The sequence below is a fragment of the Lysobacter humi (ex Lee et al. 2017) genome (genome assembly GCF_054781815.1).
On sequence record NZ_BAAGTR010000005.1, the window covers coordinates 198,836 to 217,183 of the forward strand.

Below are 18,348 nucleotides of genomic sequence, written 5' to 3' on the forward strand. Positions count from 1 at the left end.
GCGCCGCGTTTAGCCTCGCCGCATGCAGATCGCCGGCCTCTACCGCTACCCGCTCAAGTCCTGCGCGCCCGCGAAGGTCGAGCGACTCGACATCGAGCATCGTGGGCCCGCCGGGGATCGGCGCTGGCTTGTCATAGATGCGGACGGGCGCTTTGTCACCGCACGCCAGCATCCGCGCATGGTCGGGATCCTCGCCGAGCCCGGGCCCGACGGCCTGCGGCTGCAGGCCGACGGCATGGCGTCGCTGGCGACGGGTCCGGCAACCGGGCCGCGCCGGGTCGTCGCCATCTGGAAGGACCGCGTCGACGCGCGTGCCGTCTCGCCCGAGGCGGACGCATGGCTCACGGCCTACCTCGGCTTTCCGGTGCAGCTGGTGCACATGGACGACGAGGCCGCGCGCCCCGTGGATCCGGCGTACGCGCACGGCGGCGACGAGGTCAGCTTCGCCGATGGCTACCCCGTGCTGCTGATCTCGCAGGCGGCGCTCGACGGCCTGAATGCGCGGCTCGCGCGGCCCGTGCCGATGACGCGTTTTCGCCCGAACATCGTGGTCGACGGCGCGGCGGCGCACGCCGAGGACGGCTGGCGACGCGTGCGCATTGGTGCGGTCGAGTTCGACGCGGTCAAGCCGTGCACGCGCTGCGTGTTCACCACCGTCGACCCGGCGAGCATGACACGCGATCCCGACGGCGAGCCGCTGCGCACGCTGACGACGTACCGCCGCACGCCCGCCGGCGTCACGTTCGGGATGAACCTGATCCCGCGCGCCCGTGGCGTACTGCGCGTGGGCGACGCCGTCGAGGTGCTCGCCTAGGCGCGATCGGCATCGACCGCGGCGACCCCCGCCGGCGCAGGCGCCCACACGGTCGCCCGCGCCTTGCCGCCGTGCTTGGAGGCGTACATCGCCTCGTCGGCACGGTGCAGCAGCGTCGCGGTGTCGACCCCACTGCCCGGCAGGTAGATCGCCACGCCGACGCTCGACGACAGCCGCCGTTCGGTGTCGCCGATCACGTACGGCGCCTCGCCGACGCGCACGAGCTTGGCGGCCACGGTCATGGCGTCGGGCTGCGGATTGCTGAACGCCTCGGCGACGACGACGAACTCGTCGCCGGCGAGGCGCGCGACCATGTCGACCGCGCGCACAGCGTCGCGGATGCGGCAGGCGAACTCGCAGAGCACGGCGTCGCCGGCGTCGTGGCCCAGCGTGTCGTTGACCTGCTTGAAGCCGTCGAGGTCGAGGAAATACACGCCGAGCGCGGTGCCGCTGCGGTCGGCGCGCTGGATCGCACGCGGCAGCGACTCGAGCAGCAGACGGCGGTTGGGCAGGCCGGTGAGTGAGTCGTGTAGCGCCTGCATCGCGAGCGACACCTCGAGCTGCTTGCGCTCGGTGATGTCGCGCAGGAAGGCGTCGAAGTAGCGCTGCTGGCCGCGATAGCGCGAGCGCATCGACATCTCGACGGGAATCTCGCGGCCATCGCGCGTGCAGGCGAGCATCTCCACGCGGCGGCCGACGACGCTCGTCTCGCCGGTCTCAAGGTAGCGCCGCATGCCTCGCGTATGCGCGGCGTGCTGCGCCTCGGGGATGATGAGGTCGGTGAGCAGGCGGCCGATGGCCTGGCTGCGCGTGAAGCCGAAGATCGTGCGCGCGGCGCGGTTCCATTCGACGACGCGGCCGTCCTCGTCGACCATGATGAAGGCGTCGTTCGCCTGCTCGAGGATCGCGCGCTGGTTGGCAGCGCTCTCGGCGAGCTCGGCGGTGCGCTCCTCGACGCGGGCCTCCAGTTCCTCGTTCGACCGCGCGAGGGCCTGCTCGCGCTCGGCGAGCGCATCGAGCATCGCGTTGAACGAATCGGCGAGCCGCGCGACCTCGTGCACGCGGCTCGCGCGGGCGCGCAGGTCGCGCCGGCCCTCGCGGGTCGCGTCGGCGACCTCCAGCAGGCCATAGAGCCTGCGCGTCACGCGATGACCCAGCGCATGCGCGAACGCGGTGCCGATGGCGATGGCGGCGAGCGCCGCGATGATTCCCTCCCCGAGCGCGCGATCGACCGCGCGTGCCGCCTCCGGGGAGTCGGTGGCGAGGCGCAGCCAGCCCACATGGCGACCGCCACGGCGCACCGGCATCGCGATCTCGACGAAGGCCGCGGACTCCACGAGCGAATGCGGACGTGCGGGCGCCAGCCCCGGCGACGGGAGCGCCGACGAGGTACCGCGGCTCCCGGCGATGCGCCGGCCCGCGCGGTCGAACACGACCGCGTGGCGGAGGCCCGGCAGGCTGCGCAGCCCGTCGAGCACTGCCTGCGCGGCCCGTGCGTCGCCACGGCCGAGCGGCCTGCCGAGTTGCGCCGCCAAGCCGGCCGCGAGCCCCCCGGTACGCTGCGCATGCTCCGCCGCGAGCGCCGCGCGTTGGCGCAACACCTGGCTGGTAATGAAGGCGGTCGTGAGCACCGCGAGCACCGCGGCCACGGTGACGATCAGCTGGCGCCGGATCGACGAGGGCGCCAGCGCATCGACCCAGCTAGACACGGTCGGCCCGCCACGGGTCGACGCCGCGGCCCTGAAGTCCTGGGCGACGTTCCCGGTTGTCGCCGCGGGCCTTGGGGCCCGGGGTCGATTGGCGATGCGTCATGGCGTGCGGGCCGGCGTCCGGCGTCTGGCGATGCGCCGCAGGGCGGCCCCGGGTCCGTTATCGGCGCGTCGGGGCATTTGTTGACGGTCCCGGGCACGGCCAAAATAACGCCTGTTTCACATCTGCATGCTTCCATTGCCTGCCGTGGCCGTGTCCACGGCTCGACAGTACCCAGCTCGCTTCGATGACCGACCGTCCGATCCCCGACTCGCCTCCGCCCCCGCTCCGCTCGGGGATCCAGGGGCTCGATACCGTCCTCAATGGCGGGTTTACCCCGCACCGGCTCTACCTGATCGAGGGCGTACCCGGCTCGGGCAAGACGACCCTCGCGCTGCAGTTCCTGCTGGAGGGCGTCCGCCAGGGCGAGCGCGTGCTCTACGTCACCCTCTCGGAGACGGCGCGGGAGCTGGAGGAGGTCGCGGCCTCCCATGGCTGGTCGCTCGAGGGCGTGCACGTGCACGAGCTCGCGCCGCCGCATGATTCGCTCGATCCCGATTCGCACTACACGATGTTCCACCCGTCCGAGGTGGAACTCGGCGATACCACCAAGCGCATCCTCGAGCAGGTGCAGGCGCTGCGTCCGCACCGCATGGTGTTCGACTCGCTCGCCGAGCTGCGCCTGCTCGCGGGTTCGCCGCTGCGCTACCGCCGACAGGTGCTCGCGCTCAAGCAGTACTTCGTGGGCCAGCAGTGCACGGTGCTGCTGCTGGACGACTGCGCCTCGGCCGAGCACGGCCTGCACGTGCACACGATCGTCCACGGCACGATCAGCCTGCACCAGCTCAACCCCGAATACGGCGGCGACCGCCGCCGCCTCCGGGTGACGAAGTTCCGCGGCCGGCGCTTCGCGAGCGGCTACCACGACTACCAGATCGAGACCGGCGGGCTGCGCGTGTTCCCGCGCCTGGTCGCCGCCGACCACCGGCGCGAGGCGATCCAGGAGTGCGTGTCCAGCGGCTCGGTCGAGCTCGATTCGCTGCTCGGCGGCGGTCTGCACCGGGGCACCAGCACGTTGCTGATCGGCGCCGCCGGCACCGGCAAGTCCTCGCTCGCCACCGCCTGCGCGCTCGCGGCGACCGCGCGCGGCGAGAAGGCGGCGATCTTCACCTTCGACGAGACGATCCGCGCGCTCGTCACCCGTTCGCGCAGCATCGGCTTCGACGTCGACGCACGCATCGACGACGGCAGCCTGCGGGTCGAATCGATCGATCCCGCGGAGCTCTCCCCGGGGGAGTTCGCGCACCGGATCCGTCGCGTGGTCGAGGAGGGCGTCGGCACCATCGTGATCGACAGCCTCAATGGCTACCTCAGCGCGATGCCCGAGGAAGGCTTCATGCTCGTGCAGATCCACGAGCTGCTGACCTACCTCGCGCACCGCGGCGTGGTCACCCTGCTGATCAGCGCGCAGCAGGGGCTCATCGGGCAGATGAAAAGCCCGATCGACATCAGCTACCTCGCTGATTCCGTGATCCTGCTGCGCTACTTCGAGACGCACGGCGAAGTGCGCCAGGCGATCTCGGTGCTGAAGAAGCGCACCGGTGGCCACGAACGCACCATCCGCCCGATGGCGATCTCGTCCGAAGGCGTGGTGATCGGCGAGCCGCTGCGCCAGTTCCGTGGCGTGCTCACCGGCGTGCCGTACGAGGCCGACGGCCCACCGCCTCCGACCGCCCCGACCCCGCGATGAGCCCGTCGTATGCCAGCGCGGGACTCGCCATGCGGGTGCTGCTCCTGCTGCCGACACAGCGGGATGCGTCACTCACGGCCGATGTCCTCGCCCGGGAGGGCATCGCCTGCCATCCCTGCCACAGCCCCGCGGAACTCGACGCGGAGCTCGCGCGCGGCGCGGGCGCCGTCTTCGTCTGCGAAGAATTGCTCGCCTACGGCGCGCACCAGGTGCTGGCCCGTGCGATCGAGGTGCAGCCGCGCTGGTCGGACCTGCCGGTGATGATCCTCGCGCGCGAGGACAGCGAGTCGCGCCACGTCAGCGACGCGCTCTCCCAGCTCGGCAACGTGATGCTCCTCGAGCGCCCGCTGCGGCTGGCGGCGCTCACCAGCAACGTGCGCACGGCGCTGCGGGCGCGCGAGCGCCAGTACCAGATCCGCGACCAGCTCGAGGACCTCGCTCGCGCGCACGACGCGCTCACCGAGACCGCGCGCCGCAAGGACCAGTTCCTCGCCATGCTCGGCCACGAGCTGCGCAATCCGCTCGCGCCGGTGCGCAATGCACTGCACCTGCTGTCCACCGACGGCCGCCTGCCCGAGGACGACCGCGACCTCTGCCTGATGATGAAGCGGCAGGTCGACCACATGGTGCGGCTGGTCGACGACCTGCTCGACGTCTCGCGCATCTCGCGCGGCACGATCACGCTGCGCCGCGAGCGCACCGACCTCGCCGACACGATCGCGAACGCGGTGGAACTGAGCCGGCCGCTGATCGAGGCAGGCCGTCACACGATCGAGATCCGGATGCCGGATGTCGCGCTCGGGATCGATGCCGACCGCGTGCGCCTCGCGCAGGTGTTCGGCAACCTGCTCAACAACGCCGCGAAGTATGCCGAACCGGGCGGCCGCATCACCGTCGAGGTCAGCCACGACGAGCACGAGGTGCACGTCACGGTGCGTGATCGCGGCATCGGCATCGAGCCCGAGATGCTGCCGCACGTCTTCGAACTGTTCACGCAGGGACGTCGCGAGGCCCATCGCGCGCACGACGGCCTCGGCATCGGCCTGACGCTGGTGCGCAGCATGGTCGAGATGCATGGCGGGCGGGTCAGCGCGCGCAGCGACGGCCCCGGCCGCGGCTCGGAGTTCATCGTGACGCTCCCGCTCGCCACCGCCGAGCCGCGTGGCCGGGTGCCCGAACGTGCGCCCGCCGATGTCGCCACGGCCGATTCGACCGGACTGCGCGTGCTCGTGGTGGACGACAATGCCGACTCCGCGGAGTCGATGGGCATGGTGCTCGACCTGCTGGGCCTGGATCGGCAGGTGGTCTTCGACGGGCCGTCGGCGCTGACCGCGGTCGAGGATTTCGCGCCCGACGTCGTGCTGCTCGACATCGGCATGCCCGGCATGGACGGCCACGAGGTCGCGCGACGCATCCGCGCGTCGGGCCGCGAGGACGTGGTGCTGGTGGCCCTCACCGGCTGGAGCCAGCCGCAGGACCACCAGCGCAGCCGGGAGGCCGGCTTCGACCATCACGTGAGCAAGCCGGTCGACATCGGTGCGCTGCAGGCACTGCTCGCAGAGGCGGCACAGCAGGGCGGCGCGGGCACCGTAGCGACGCGCGCGCCGATGCTGCAGATGCGGGCGTCCTGACGCGGCTCAGCCGCGCGACATGTACTTCCAGTTGCGCGGGCGGCCCTCGGCCAGCCATTCGATCGCCTGTGCCACGCGACGCGTGCGCGTCGTCTCGCGCTTGGCGTCGGCGATCCATTCGGCGTACTCGCGGCGATGGCTCGGCGCGAAGGCCTCGAAGGCCGCCTTGGCGGCGGGATTCGCGTCCAGGGCGATACGCAGCGCCGCAGGCGTCTCGAGCTCCGGCCGCGGCGCACGCGCACGCGGCGCGGGCATGGCATGCCGTGCGATCGCCTCGCGAAGGCCAGCGTTAATGCGCGCCTGCGTCGGCAGCATCTCGATGCCGGTAATGCGCCCGAACTGGCCCATGCCGTCGGCATCGTCGGCGCCCTTCGGCGTCCAGAAGCCGAAACCGACATGCGCCTTGAAGGCCGCCATGAACGCGACGATGCGACCCCCGTGTAGGAACGCGGGATGACGCCACTTGATCGACTCGTCGATCTCCTGCCCGGCGGCATGCACGCGCCGACGCAGCTCGGCCAGCAGCGGCCGCGCGAACGGGGCGGCGTGCTCGATATAGGCGTCGACGCGGGGATCGTGTGGGCTCATGGGCGGCTCGGGCATGGCGGGATCATAAGCGCCGCCACGCCGCCCTGATGGCGATGTCATCCCGATGCGCGGCGGGATACACCGCTGCTTGCCCTGAGCGCAGCGTGACCTCGCGCGTCGAGTGCCGCTCAGCTCGATGAAGCGGGTTAAGTCCGCCGAACGATTCTCTACCGCGACGCTTACGCGCCGATACGCAATCTGGCTGCGGGCTCGGGATCCGGGCCCACCCCAGACGAAGGAGTGCGAAATGGCAGGTAATCAGGGCGGCAACCAGGGCAGTCGCGGCGGTAATCAGGGTGGAAACCAGGGCGGTCGCGACAGCAGCGGCTCGGGCGAACGCGGTTTCGCGTCGATGGATACCGAGCAGCAGCGCGAGATCGCATCCGAGGGCGGGCGCGCCGCGCATCGCAGCGGCAATGCACACGAGTTCACGTCGGAAGAAGCACGCGAGGCCGGCCGCAAGGGCGGCGAGGCGAGCGGTGGCGGCAATCGCGGTGAAAATCAGGGCGGCCGCGGCGGCAACGAGCGCTGAGGCCAACACCCGTCACTGCAAAGGCGCGGGCCCAAGGTCCGCGCCTTTTTCGTGAGCGTTTCTCGTGAGCATTCGCCGCGCGGGCCCGATGCCCGCGCGGCGCGTCGGTCACTCGCGCATCGTGACCTGCATGCCCTCGGTCACCACCTTCGACAGTGCGAGCACGCTCCAGTTGGTCAGGCGGATGCAGCCGTTCGACTCGGTCTTGCCGACGCGGTCCGGATGCGGCGCGCCGTGGATGCCGTAGTGCTCCTTCGTCAGGCCGATCCAGACGAGGCCGACCGGATTGTTCGGGCCCGGCGGCACGTCGGCTTCCTTGTCGGTCTTCTTGCTGCCGGCGATCAGCTTCGGATCGAAGTGCCAGACCGGGTTCTGCTGCACGGCGGTCACCTTCCAATCGCCGATCGGCAGCGGGAACCGCGCGCTGCCGGTGGTGACCGGGAACTGGCCGAGCGTCTTGCCGGCGCCGTCGACGAGCAGCAGTGCCGAGTCGGACTTGTCGACGACGATCTTCGCGGGCGTCGGGAACTGTTCGGCCGGCTGCACGTGCAGCACGGTGATGACGGTGCCAGCGGCCGGCGGGCCGGACGGCGCCGTCGTCGCCGGGGTGGGAACCCCGGGGGTGCCCGCGGTCGTGCTGCCGGCGGCCGGTGTCGTCGGCTTGGCGGCCGCGCCGGTCGTGGGCATGGCGGGCTTGGCCCCGCCCACGCTGCCCGCACCACCGCCGTTCGACGTCGTGCCGGTGGCGGGCTTGGCGGCAGTGGCGCCCGCGGGCTTGGCGTCGGTGCCGCCGGCCGTATCGAGCGCCGCGAAATCGACGCCGGGGTTGAGCTCCTTCAGCAGGCCCGGCGACATGTGGAACTTCTCGGCGATCTTCTCCACCGCCGACTCGTACGGGATCGCCTCCATCTTCGCCATGTCCATCGGCGACTTCGGGGTCTTCTCGAACGGTCCGGCGAGGTCCTCGGCGGTGAGCGTGTACTGCACCAGGACCGGCGCGGTGTCGCGATTGAGCAGGTCCCAGGCGGCCTGGTCGAGCGTGCCGGTGACCGGAAGTGCATTCGCCGTCTGGAACGCCTTCACCGCGCGCTGCATGTTGCTGCCCTTCTTGCCGTCGATCTCGCCTGGCGAGAAGAAGGCGCGCTCCAGCAGGACCTGCGCGCGCAGGGGGCTGTCCTTCGCGAGCTGCGCATCGGCCGGCGCGGCCACGACGGCCGGCGTCGCCGGTGCCCCCGTGCCCGGCGCCACCGGCAGCGCATTGCCCGGCGCGCCCGGCTGGCCGTCCTGCATGCCGGGCGTACCGGTCGCGGAGCCCGGGGCACCTGCGCCCGTCGCGGGGGCCGGCGGCGCGGCGGCGCTGCCATCGCCGGCAGGGCTGGGGCTGCGCGTGCAGGCCGCGAGCACCGCGCAGGCGAGCGCGGTCATCAGTACGGTCGGGACGTGGAAACGGGCGTTGCGGTCGGTCATGGCGGCTCCCTCGGTCGTTCCGCCATCCTTGACGGGCGCGGTCGGTGGCACGTGAATCCGGCCGCCGCCGCGCGCCGTACATTCACGATCGCGAAGACAGCGTGGGAGGCCGGTTGATGGCGCCGCGTCCGCATTGCGACACTCGCGCTCCACCTCGGACCCGCCCATGACGCCCAGCCCCGACGAATCCACACGCCAGCGCGAGCTCGACCTCTATCGCATGGTCGACTCCCTGCCGGAGACCGCCTACGACGACATCGCACGCCTGGCCTCGATGCTGTGCGATGCGCCGATCGCGCTGGTCTCGCTGGTCGATCGCGACCGCCAGTGGTGGAAGGCGAAGGTGGGCGTCGACGGCACGGGCTCGCCGCGCGAGCACGCGATCTGCGACCACGCGATCCGCCAGCCCGGCCAGCTCTTCGAGGTCGGCGACCTGCCGGCCGACCCGCGCTTCGCCGACAATCCCTTCGTCACCGGCGACATGGCCGCGCGCTTCTATGCGGGAATGCCGCTGGTGACGCCGGGCGGTCAGGCGATCGGCACGGTCTGCGTGATCGACCACGCGCCACGCGCCCTGAGCGAGCCGCAGCGGCTCGCGCTGGAATCGCTCGCGCGACTGACGATGAACCTGATGGAGGCCGCCAAGCGCGAGCGCGACCATCGCCGCACGGCCGACCTCGAGCCCGCCGCGCGCGCCGTGCACGACGGCCAGCCGTATTCCATCGCGATCCTGCAGGTGCAGGACTTCGCCGGCGCCGTCGAGCGGCTCGGGGACCGTGCGGTCGAGAAGACCCTGCACCAGCTCGACGCGCTGCTCGACGAGGCGATGCGACCCGGCGACAGCGTGAGCCGGGTGACCGGCACCGGCGAGAGCGTCGCGCTGCTGCACGGTGATGCCGAGGCCGCGCTGGCGAAGCTGCGCCTGGGCACCGAGGTCTTCGCGCAGGCGACCGGACTGCAGGTTCTGGTCGGCAGCGCACGCGCCGGATCCGCTGACGAATCCCCCGAGGCGGTCTACCTACGGGCCGATGCCGCGCTCAGCGCCGAGAAGGACCTCCTGCGCCCTGCGCGCAGCGCGGCATGACACCGGCCCGCATGCCACGCCTCACGCCCTTCCATCTCGCGATCCCCGTGCACGACATCGCCGCGGCGCGCGCCTTCTACGGCGGGGTGCTCGGCTGCCCCGAGGGGCGCAGCGCCGAGCGCTGGGTGGACTTCGACCTCTACGGCCACCAGCTCGTCTGCCACCAGGTCGATGGCCTGCCGCGCGCGGTGCAGGGCGAGAACCCGGTCGACGGGCATGACGTGCCGGTCCCGCACTTCGGTGTGGTGCTGGAGCTGCCCGACTGGCATGTCCTCGCCGCGAGGCTGGAGGCCGCCGGCCTGCGCTTCGTGATCGCGCCGCACGTGCGGTTCGCCGGGCAGCCCGGGGAGCAGGCCACGCTGTTCCTGCTCGATCCGTCGGGCAACGCGCTCGAGTTCAAGGCCTTCGCGGACATCGAGGGACAGCTGTTCGCGAAGTGAGCCGGCATCGCGCCGGCACGATGCTCGCGGCACGCGACGTTCCCCGACGCGGCGCCATATACGCGGCCCTCGGGTCCGTCGAGGGATGGCGAGGCTGCCGTGCTCACACCCCAGCGACGTCGCTGAGCGGATCCGATACGCGCGCGGTTCGCCCGTCGGCACGCGCCGGTATTTCACGGCCCCTGCGGCCCGCGCTGCGCAGGCTCTGCCGCGAATGCCCTGGAGCCCTACCATGCGACTGCCTGCCCTCGCCCTCCTGCTCGCCGCCGCGTCGATCGCCCCTTCGCATGCGGCCGGTCCGGTCCGCACGGACGATCCCGCGCGCGTATCGTCGCCGGCGTCGGTGAACCCGCAGCCGCAGCGCGCGGCCTCGAAGAATGCCTTCGGCCAGGCCATGGCGGAGCTCGCGCGCGGCCTGCGCAACATGCGCCCCGCGGATGCTGCGGCGCCCGCCAACGCCGCCACGCCGCGCAAGCCCGCGGCCGTCGCCGCCGCCGAGCCCGCCGCCGGCGGCTGATAGCGCGTCTTCGCGCGGCATTGCCGCGGCGGGTGTAGCGTCGCCTCCCTCAACCGTGGAGGTCTCGACGATGCAACAGGACGAACTCGCGCGCTCCGTCGCGGAGGCGGTGGGTCAGGCGCTGGGCGAAATGTCGGTCGGCGTGGGCGTGGTGGTGCTGGCTCTCACCGACGCGATCTCCAAGCAGACCGGCATCGATCGCAGCCGCCTGTTCCAGGATTTCGTCGACAACCTGCCCGAGGTGGAGGGCGCTGCGCGCAATGTGATCGACGTGGTGCGACAGGCCGTGCAGTCCGCGCTGAGCGAGACGCGCGACGGCTAAGGGTGAGGATGGGCCCGCGTGCTGCGGGCCCACAGGTTCATTGCACCGAGAGGTTCACCAGGCCGCTGCCCTGTGCGGCGGCGAGCGCGGTCGCGAACGCCTGGTAATCGGCCGCGTCCGATGCGCGGATGCGAAGGACCGTGTCCGGCGCCCTGCGCGCCACCTCGGCCAGAGCTGCGCGCAGCGCCGGCTCGGCCAGCGCCCGGCCGTCGAGCGTGAACTCGCCGAGGGCCGTCACTTCAAGCTGCAGCGGCATCGACGGCTTCGTCTCGATCCGCGTATCCGCCGGCAGGCGCGTCGCGAGCGTCTGCGTGACAGCGGGCGCTGCGATCATGAAGATCACGAGCAGCACCAGCATCACGTCGACGAGCGGGGTGATGTTGATCTGCGCGATCGCGTCATTGCGTGGGGCATCGGCGTAGGCGGCCATGGCGCTGCTCCTCGTGCGGTGGACGTGGCTCGACGCTACGCCCGCCGCGCGTGACCACGCAATGGCTTTTCGGCGCTCCCGTGATGGATTTTCCGCATCTGCCCGCGACGTCGCGAAATCGCATTCCGACGTGGCCGCATCGGCCTGCCGTGCGCGTTTCTCTTACGTCAGGCTCCGGTCTTGGAATGCGGATCCTCGACGCGCTTGGACTCGGTCGAGTCCTTCTCGCGTAGCACGATCGAGAGCAGCACCAGCGACACCACGGCGAGGAACTCGCTCTGCCAGTTCTGGAACGATTCGAACCAGAACCCGGGGCCGGTCACGTGCTCGACGAGGGTCGGCGGCGGCTCGCGATGCCGCGCGCTGTCCTCGACCTCGTCGCGCCAGCTGTTGTACCCGTGCAGCGCGAACGAGATGGCGAACAGCACGAGCAGCGCACCGCTGAGTGAATGCTCGTATACCTTGCGCCAGGCACCCCCGCGGCGCACCGGCCAGGGGCGCTGCTCGACCGGGGGCAGTGGCTCCTCCGACGCCTTCTCCTCCGCCAGGTCGAGCGGGCGCGACTCCGATGCCCCGTGCTGGCGCAGGTGCGCGGTGAGCAGCACGAACAGGCCCATCTGCAGGAACTCGCTCTCCCAGTTCTCGAACAGCGTCGAGAGGAATTCACCGCTGCCGAGGTAGTGCGCGAACGCCTCGGGCGCCTCGCCGTGCTCGCGGTGGTCCTCGTTGGCGCGCGACCAGCCGGTCAACGCATGCCCGACCAGCGAAAGCAGCATCAGCGCGGCGAACGCGAGCGTGAGCCCATTGCGTTGGACGAACGATGCGTGCTCGGGTCTGATCGACTGCGGCATGGGCCGGCTCCGCGGATGACGTGGCGCGACATTAGGCGGCCGTGCGCGGACGCATCGTGACGGCCGCTCGGTGGGGCCGTCGTATCAAGGCACCGCTGGACTGTGAAGCGCACCTGCGCTGAAGTGCTCAGCCGTCGGCGAAGGCTTCACCCGACTTGAGCGGCCGGCCGCCGATCCTATCCACCCCTGCCCGTCGACACCTCCGCCGTGAACCACCGCCCCACGACATCCCTCGCCCTCCCCTTGCTCGCGATGCTGCTCGCACAGGGCTGTGCGACCCCTGCGCCGGCGCCACGCAGTGCGGAACTGCACTTCGAAGGACGCGTCACCGCGGTCGACATGACGCCATGGACCTACGACGGGAACGCGGTGATCCGCGTCGCGTCGGACGCGTCGGGCACGATCGCGGTGGAACTGCCTGCGCGCTGGAACCTGTGCCGTGCACAGGCCGTCGAATCACCGGAGACGCTCCAGGGCCGCCGCGTGCGCGTCGTCGCGCGCGCGACCGAGCCGGGGCGCGCGGTACTGTGCGAAAGCGCGGAGCACCGTATCGAGCGGCTGCCATGAGCGGGCTCGACGGAGCGGTGCATCTCACCGCATCGGCCTCGGCGGAGCCTGCAGCAGCCGCGGACGCGATCCTCTCGGCCGGCGAGACGCCAGCGCAGGCCGCACCTGCGGCCAGCGCATCGGACCTGCCCCTTCGTGGGCTCCGGCTGTTGCTGGTGGAAGACGAGTTCGTGCTCGCGGTCGGCCTGTCGGACACGCTGGGCGACCTCGGCGCCGAGGTGGTGGGTCCGATCGCTTCGGTCGCCGACGCGCTCGCATTGCTCGAGACGCTGCCGGAGATCGACGGCGCCGTGCTCGACGTGAACCTCGGGCGCGAGACCGTCTATCCCGTCGCCGACGCGCTGCTCGCGCGCGGACTGCCCTTCGTCTTCGCGACGGCGAACGACCCCGAACGGCTCCCCGAGCGCTTCCGCGACGTGCGCGTCTGCCGCAAGCCGTTCGATGCCGCGACGTTCCTCAACGCGGTGCAGGGCCTGCAGCCGCGCAATGCTTGATGTCGGCACGCCCCGGATCAGCCGACGACTGCAGCGCTGGACCGCTACAGTTGCGCGCGGTTACCGGTAGCCGCCGATCGCGAAAACACGCTGGTGAGTATTGGCATACTCGCCGTTGAAAGGCTCCATTACGAACAGAGTGCCGCTCGGCGACAGAGACAGGTGGCCCGGCACGGGGAACGACCACACCGCCCTGCGGGTGACCAGATCGATACCGTAGACGGCGTTCCCCGTGCTGACGAACGCCAGGTTCTTGGTCAGGACGACGTTCGTCGACGTGAGGAAGCTGTAGTCGTTCGCCGGCGGGGCCCACGACCAGAGCAACTGCCCGGTGGACTCGCTCAGCACATCCAGCGAGAAGGGTGCGTTCGAGCCTGCAACGATGACGCCGTCGCCCGTCGCGGCATGCGTGACATAGGGCCGTGCCGAGCGCCAGCGTGCCTTGCCTTCTGCGATCGAGTAGTTGACCAGCAGGCGACCGCTGTTGCCGTAGTAGGCCGACGCCTTGCCGCTGAACGCCATCACGTTCCCGGGCGACGTCACGATCGGAGCGCCGACGAAGGCGGTGTCGTAGGACGGCGACGCGTACGGATCGGCGATCGACTTCACTACGCTGCCGTCTTTCGGGTCGATGACGTTTAGCGAGTCGCCGTCGTAGTGGTAGAGCCAGGTACCGTCGAGCGCGACGGCGTCGATGTCGAGGTCGCCATAGGGGGCCTGCCAGGCGACGCTTCCCGTCGGCCCGACGGCACGGATGGAACGGTAGTAGCTCTCGACGGTCGGATACGCGATGCCGTCACGCACGGCGGGTGCCAACGGGCTCCGGTAGCCGCTACCGAACCACGTGCGATAGACCTGCTCGCCATTCGATGTATCGAGTGCGAGCAGCGCGGAGCTGGGCGATCCCGTCGCGTAGGTGTAGAGGCGACCGTTTGCGACGGTGGCGGGTCCGAGCGCGAGGTTCGGATACGAGAGGGACCAGACGGTCGTGCCGGTGCGCTCGTCGAGCGCATTCACGTACGCGACGGAATTCCAGAGGCGCTCGGTGATGAAGACGCGCCCGCCCTCCGTAACGACGTTCGCGAGCGGCCCGGACGTTGGACGGGTCCACGTCCACTTCGTGCGCCACTTGCCCGTGTCGAGATGGACCGGCAAGTAGCCGGTATGCCCCATGTCGGCCTGGAACGTCGCCCACTCGCCCGGCGTCTCCACCACACGCGTCGCGCCGACGTTGATCCGGTAGGGGATGCTTATGGTGGCCAACTCGTCGCCCGCGCAGGGCCGCGCCGCGCATGCGCGCACGGTGAGGCTGCCCAGATACTGGCCGGCCGGCAGGCCCGCGGTCGTACGGAGCACTGCGGCGTAGTTGCGGCCGCGCTGCATGGGCAATTCCACGACTTCGAGACCTGCCGGCGGTGACGCCGCGAGCTCGAGCAGCCCGCTGCCTTCGGCGAAGCCCACCGAGAAGCTCATGCCGCCGACCTCGCCCTGGGTGGTGTCGATGCGCACGGCGCTGCGTGAGGACATCAGGCGCACCATGGGCACGTTGGACGAGACCACGGCGGATCCGGCCACAGCGGCCGATACGGTCCGCGTAGGCTCCGTGGCCCGCAGGGCAAGCAGGCCGAAAGTGATCGCAGCCGACAGGGCGACAAACGGGATGGAACGGCGCATGCTGAACTCCGGAACCGAGTAGGCGGCGTCTGCGACGCCGAGCGCGTCGCAAGGCTCGCGACGCAGGGTGGAAGACCGACGGATCTGAGGCCGGCTCTAGCCGTCTCAGGGGCTACCCGCCCTTGCTGGCGCACCCAGGTGCGTGCGCAGGAATGCCGCCATGCGATCGAGCATGAGCGCGCGTGCATTCGAATCCGCGAGCTGGTGTTCCAGGCCGTCGTATTCCACGAGTTCGCTCGACTTGCCGGCCGCGCGCAGCTTCCTGTCCATCTGGCGCGAATGCTCGATGCGCACGTTGAGGTCCATCGAGCCGTGGAACATGAGCACGGGCGCCTGGATGCGTTGCACGTTCTGCAGCGGCGACCCTTCTTCGACATGCGCACCCGCGCCGATGAAGTCCCGCACGATGCGGGCGCTCGTGTAGTCCCGCGCCTGCGCCTTGAGCAAGGCGAGATCGGTGACGGGCGCGACGGCGACGAGCGCCTTGAACAACGAAGGCTCGACGACCCCGGCCTGCAGCGAGGCATAGCCGCCGTAGGACCAGCCGACCGCGGCGAGCTTCGACGGATCCGCGATGCCCTCCGCGACGAGCCAACGCGCGGCGCTGGTGACGTCCTGGATCGATGTCTTCCAGCCGCGGAAGCCGTTCTCCTGCATCCACTCGTCGCCGTAACCCGCCGAGCCGCGATAGTTCGGCTGGATGACGGCATAGCCCTCGTGCGCGAAGAACTGCGCGAACCAGTCGAAGCCCCACTCGTCGCGCGCCTCCGGGCCGCCGTGCGGCATCACGATCGCGGGCAGGCCCTTGGCCGACTCCGCGCCCGGGGGCAGCGTGAGGTAGGCGGGGATCGGCGTGCCATCCGCGGACGGATAGGTGATCGCCTTCACCTTCGCGAGCTTCACGCCTTCCAGCGCGGGCCGCGCGAGCAGGATCTCGTTCACCGATTTCTTCGCGCGGTCGAAGACGTAGAAGCGTCCGGGGTCGACGTCGCTCGAGGCATTGATGAGGACGCGGTTGCCGTCGGAGGACGTCGCGATGAAGTCGATCATCGGCAGGTTCGGCAACGCCTTGCCGAGCGCGGTGGCGAGCGCCTTGTACGTGGGATCGAAGTAGATCGTTCGACGGCTGTCTTCCACGAACGTCACGCCGACGGCGCGGGCGTTGCGTCCGACCGTGGCGACGCCGGCCACGTCGACCTTGTCGTTCTTGTAGACGAGCTCGCTGGCGAGGGAGCCGTCGAGCTTCACGCGGTACAGCGCCATGCGACCATCGAGCTTCTTGAGCACGTAGGCGCTGTTGGATTCGCCGTCGACGTGGATTGGGGCCATGCCCGAGTCATCGCTCCATGACGAGAACGGCTGCCAGCTCTTCTGGCCGGGCAACCGATAGGCGTATTCCACGCGGTCGACCAGCTGCTGTGTGGCGCCCTGCGTGGGTCGCCAGCCCTTGATCCGCACCGTGCCGCGACCATCGCTGAGGAAGAAGTCCGCGGTTTTGCTGGGCGCGTCGACCTCCTCCGTCTTCAGCGTCGTGACATCGACGCGATCCACGCCGATCCCGTTCTCGCTGCGGACGATCCGCGTGTTCATCTTGCCGGCTTCGGCGATGTAACGGCGCGCCATGAGGATCACCGGCGTCTCACCCGACAGCCAGTCGATGATGTCCCCGTCGTATTGCCGAAGCGAGCCGTCGTACTGGCTGTCGCGCTGGCCGAGCGGCTTGACGTTGCGGCCGTCGAGGTCCATCGCCGCCAGCCGCGAATACGGGATGATCAGGCCGCCGCTGTTGGCCTCGCCGCGGACGTTGCAGACCACGCGGACGTCGGTCGCGAAGCGGCACCATGCGATGCGCTCCGGGTTGCCATCCACGCGCGTGACGACGCGCGGCGTGCTGCCGCCGACATCCGCGACATGCACGTAGGTCGTGCGCCCGGGCCCCGGGGTGACGTAGAGCACCTTGGTGCCGTCCGGCGACAGGTCGGCCTGCTGCACGGTCTCGCGCACGCCGAACAGGGCGCCACTGGTCTCGAGCTTGGCCGGCGCATTCTGCGCAGCCGCGGTGAACGACGCGCCGGCGAACGCCAGCGCGAGAAGACGACGATGCATGGTGGATTCCCCCTTCCCTGTGGGCGCATTCTACCGGCCGTGCCCGCTGTGGCCACCCTGGCGCGCTGGACCGCAACCCCCGCTGGAGACGTCGATGCGAGCGTGCCTGACCGCCCTGATGCTGCTTGTCGCCGGCCATGCCCACGCCGCGCCGCACGCCCCCGTGGCCTCGGTGCGCGTGGCGTTCGACGCGTCCGGCATCACCTCGGCGCACGCGGAGGGCCTTGCCGACATCGCTGCGGGACGCGCGGTCGACCTCGACTCGCCGGTGCGCGTCGCGTCGATCTCCAAGCTCGTGACGGCACTCGCCGTCATGCGGCTCGTCGAAGCCGGGCGGCTCGACCTGGATCGCGACGTCTCCGATTGGCTCGGCTGGCGCATGCGCCATCCCGCGCACCCCGACGTGCCGGTCACGCTGCGCCTGCTCCTCTCGCATCGCGCGGGCCTCACCGACGCGGCGGGCTACTACGCGGTCCCGCTCGACGGTGCGCTGCGCGATCTCGTCGCGGATCCACGTGCCTGGGATTCCGGGCACGCGCCGGGCACGCATTTCCGTTATGCCAACCTCGGCTCGCCGGTGGTCGCATCGGTGATGGAGGCGGCGACCGGCGAGCGCTTCGACCGCCTCGTCGATGCCGAAGTGTTCCAACCGCTCGGCATCGATGCGTGCTTCAACTGGACCACCTGCGACGATCGCGCCGTCGCACGCGCGGTGGTGCTGTACGACGCGGACCGGCGCCCGCTGCGCGACGACCTGCAGGGCCGCCGTCCGCCGTGCCCGGTGCTGCCGGCCGCCGGCGGTGGCTGCGACCTCGCGCTGTGGCGTGCGGGGCGCAATGGCGCGCTGTTCTCGCCCCAGGGCGGGTTGCGCATCTCCGCGCGCGGCCTCGTGCAGATCGGGCGACTGCTCCTGGCCGAGGGCCAGGTCGACGGTCGGCGCCTGCTGCGGCCGGCGTCGATCCGAATGCTCGCCACGCCGCACTGGCAGTACGCCCCCGGCAATGGCCAGACCGCGGAAGACGAGGCGCCGGCGTCCGCGCAGGGGTTCTACTGCGGCTTCGGGCTCGCGATCCAGATCCTCGGGACGGCTCGCCCCGGCTGCCGCGATGACCCCTTCGGCGACGGCCGCAGGCGCATCGGGCACGCGGGGCTCGCCTACGGACTGGTCTCCGGCCTGTGGATCGACCCGGCCACCGGGCAAGGCGTCGCCTATTTCGCCACCGGCGTGCCGGACGTGCCCGGCGACCGCTCGGCGTTCATGCGGATCGAGGAGCGGCTCGCCACAGGCGGCGACTGACCCGGCGACCGTCAGGCCGCGCAGCCGAACCGTTC

Annotated in this window: 18 protein-coding genes; 11 read left to right on the plus strand and 7 right to left on the minus strand. The window is 70.8% G+C overall.

From position 1 onward, the window contains the following. The first annotated feature begins 22 nt into the window (after positions 1-22). Positions 23-814 (plus strand): MOSC domain-containing protein, encoded by a 792-nt coding sequence (locus ACYVJJ_RS04590; RefSeq protein WP_460831483.1) that lies wholly within the window; start codon positions 23-25, stop codon positions 812-814. On the opposite strand, the gene ACYVJJ_RS04595 is transcribed toward ACYVJJ_RS04590, so the two are convergent. After that, positions 811-2,523 carry a diguanylate cyclase domain-containing protein gene (locus ACYVJJ_RS04595; RefSeq protein ID WP_460831485.1) on the minus strand — a complete coding sequence of 571 codons (1,713 nt, stop codon included), beginning with the start codon at positions 2,521-2,523 and terminating at the stop codon, positions 811-813. The two genes, ACYVJJ_RS04590 and ACYVJJ_RS04595, sit on opposite strands and share 4 nt — an antisense overlap. 287 nt (positions 2,524-2,810) lie before the next feature. On the opposite strand from ACYVJJ_RS04595, the gene ACYVJJ_RS04600 reads away from it, so the two are divergent. Together ACYVJJ_RS04600 and ACYVJJ_RS04605 are read left to right on the plus strand one after the other, a co-directional pair. Next, positions 2,811-4,313 (plus strand): ATPase domain-containing protein, encoded by a 1,503-nt coding sequence (locus ACYVJJ_RS04600; RefSeq protein WP_460831487.1) that lies wholly within the window; start codon positions 2,811-2,813, stop codon positions 4,311-4,313. After that, positions 4,310-5,944 carry a hybrid sensor histidine kinase/response regulator gene (locus ACYVJJ_RS04605; protein WP_460831488.1) on the plus strand — a complete coding sequence of 545 codons (1,635 nt, stop codon included), beginning with the start codon at positions 4,310-4,312 and terminating at the stop codon, positions 5,942-5,944. Before ACYVJJ_RS04600 ends, ACYVJJ_RS04605 begins: the two co-directional genes overlap by 4 nt. Positions 5,945-5,950: 6 nt before the next feature. Here the strand turns inward: ACYVJJ_RS04605 and ACYVJJ_RS04610 are convergent, their stop codons facing one another. Then, on the minus strand, positions 5,951-6,532 hold the full coding sequence (locus tag ACYVJJ_RS04610; protein WP_460831489.1) for a YdeI/OmpD-associated family protein: 582 nt from the start codon (positions 6,530-6,532) through the stop codon (positions 5,951-5,953). A 352-nt stretch (positions 6,533-6,884) separates the two neighbouring features. On the opposite strand from ACYVJJ_RS04610, the gene ACYVJJ_RS04615 reads away from it, so the two are divergent. Continuing rightward, positions 6,885-7,064 carry a KGG domain-containing protein gene (locus tag ACYVJJ_RS04615; RefSeq protein WP_460831781.1) on the plus strand — a complete coding sequence of 60 codons (180 nt, stop codon included), beginning with the start codon at positions 6,885-6,887 and terminating at the stop codon, positions 7,062-7,064. Positions 7,065-7,172: 108 nt separating this feature from the next. On the opposite strand, the gene ACYVJJ_RS04620 is transcribed toward ACYVJJ_RS04615, so the two are convergent. Further along, the gene (locus tag ACYVJJ_RS04620; RefSeq protein WP_460831491.1) at positions 7,173-8,531 is read right to left on the minus strand and encodes a L,D-transpeptidase family protein; all 1,359 of its coding nucleotides are present in this window, start codon (positions 8,529-8,531) and stop codon (positions 7,173-7,175) included. A 166-nt stretch (positions 8,532-8,697) separates the two neighbouring features. Between ACYVJJ_RS04620 and ACYVJJ_RS04625 the strand changes: the two genes are divergently transcribed. The 4 genes from ACYVJJ_RS04625 (at position 8,698) to ACYVJJ_RS04640 (ending at position 10,894) form a co-directional block, all read left to right on the plus strand. Beyond that, the gene (locus ACYVJJ_RS04625) at positions 8,698-9,615 is read left to right on the plus strand and encodes a GAF domain-containing protein (protein WP_460831492.1); all 918 of its coding nucleotides are present in this window, start codon (positions 8,698-8,700) and stop codon (positions 9,613-9,615) included. Continuing rightward, positions 9,612-10,055 carry a VOC family protein gene (locus tag ACYVJJ_RS04630; RefSeq protein ID WP_460831494.1) on the plus strand — a complete coding sequence of 148 codons (444 nt, stop codon included), beginning with the start codon at positions 9,612-9,614 and terminating at the stop codon, positions 10,053-10,055. Before ACYVJJ_RS04625 ends, ACYVJJ_RS04630 begins: the two co-directional genes overlap by 4 nt. 232 nt (positions 10,056-10,287) lie before the next feature. Continuing rightward, a complete protein-coding gene (locus tag ACYVJJ_RS04635) occupies positions 10,288-10,572 on the plus strand; it encodes a hypothetical protein (RefSeq protein ID WP_460831496.1) in 285 nt (94 codons plus the stop codon). A gap of 70 nt (positions 10,573-10,642) precedes the next feature. After that, positions 10,643-10,894: a hypothetical protein gene (locus ACYVJJ_RS04640; protein WP_460831497.1), complete on the plus strand. Its 252-nt coding sequence runs from the start codon at positions 10,643-10,645 to the stop codon at positions 10,892-10,894. Positions 10,895-10,931: 37 nt separating this feature from the next. On the opposite strand, the gene ACYVJJ_RS04645 is transcribed toward ACYVJJ_RS04640, so the two are convergent. Beyond that, entirely contained in the window at positions 10,932-11,324 is a 393-nt protein-coding gene (locus tag ACYVJJ_RS04645; protein WP_460831498.1) for an ExbD/TolR family protein, read from the minus strand. A gap of 167 nt (positions 11,325-11,491) precedes the next feature. Beyond that, positions 11,492-12,175: a DUF6766 family protein gene (locus ACYVJJ_RS04650; protein ID WP_460831500.1), complete on the minus strand. Its 684-nt coding sequence runs from the start codon at positions 12,173-12,175 to the stop codon at positions 11,492-11,494. A gap of 207 nt (positions 12,176-12,382) precedes the next feature. Here ACYVJJ_RS04650 and ACYVJJ_RS04655 point away from each other — a divergent pair, with 207 nt between their 5' ends. Together ACYVJJ_RS04655 and ACYVJJ_RS04660 are read left to right on the plus strand one after the other, a co-directional pair. Further along, a complete protein-coding gene (locus ACYVJJ_RS04655) occupies positions 12,383-12,742 on the plus strand; it encodes a hypothetical protein (RefSeq protein ID WP_460831502.1) in 360 nt (119 codons plus the stop codon). Then, positions 12,739-13,236: a response regulator gene (locus ACYVJJ_RS04660; RefSeq protein WP_460831504.1), complete on the plus strand. Its 498-nt coding sequence runs from the start codon at positions 12,739-12,741 to the stop codon at positions 13,234-13,236. Before ACYVJJ_RS04655 ends, ACYVJJ_RS04660 begins: the two co-directional genes overlap by 4 nt. Positions 13,237-13,296: 60 nt before the next feature. On the opposite strand, the gene ACYVJJ_RS04665 is transcribed toward ACYVJJ_RS04660, so the two are convergent. Next, entirely contained in the window at positions 13,297-14,763 is a 1,467-nt protein-coding gene (locus tag ACYVJJ_RS04665; RefSeq protein ID WP_460831506.1) for an outer membrane protein assembly factor BamB family protein, read from the minus strand. 252 nt (positions 14,764-15,015) lie between these two features. Next, positions 15,016-17,016: an alpha/beta hydrolase family protein gene (locus ACYVJJ_RS04670; protein WP_460831508.1), complete on the minus strand. Its 2,001-nt coding sequence runs from the start codon at positions 17,014-17,016 to the stop codon at positions 15,016-15,018. Positions 17,017-17,110: 94 nt separating this feature from the next. Here ACYVJJ_RS04670 and ACYVJJ_RS04675 point away from each other — a divergent pair, with 94 nt between their 5' ends. Further along, complete coding sequence (locus tag ACYVJJ_RS04675) at positions 17,111-18,313, plus strand: serine hydrolase domain-containing protein (RefSeq protein ID WP_460831509.1); 1,203 nt, start codon at positions 17,111-17,113, stop codon at positions 18,311-18,313. Positions 18,314-18,348: the final 35 nt, after the last annotated feature.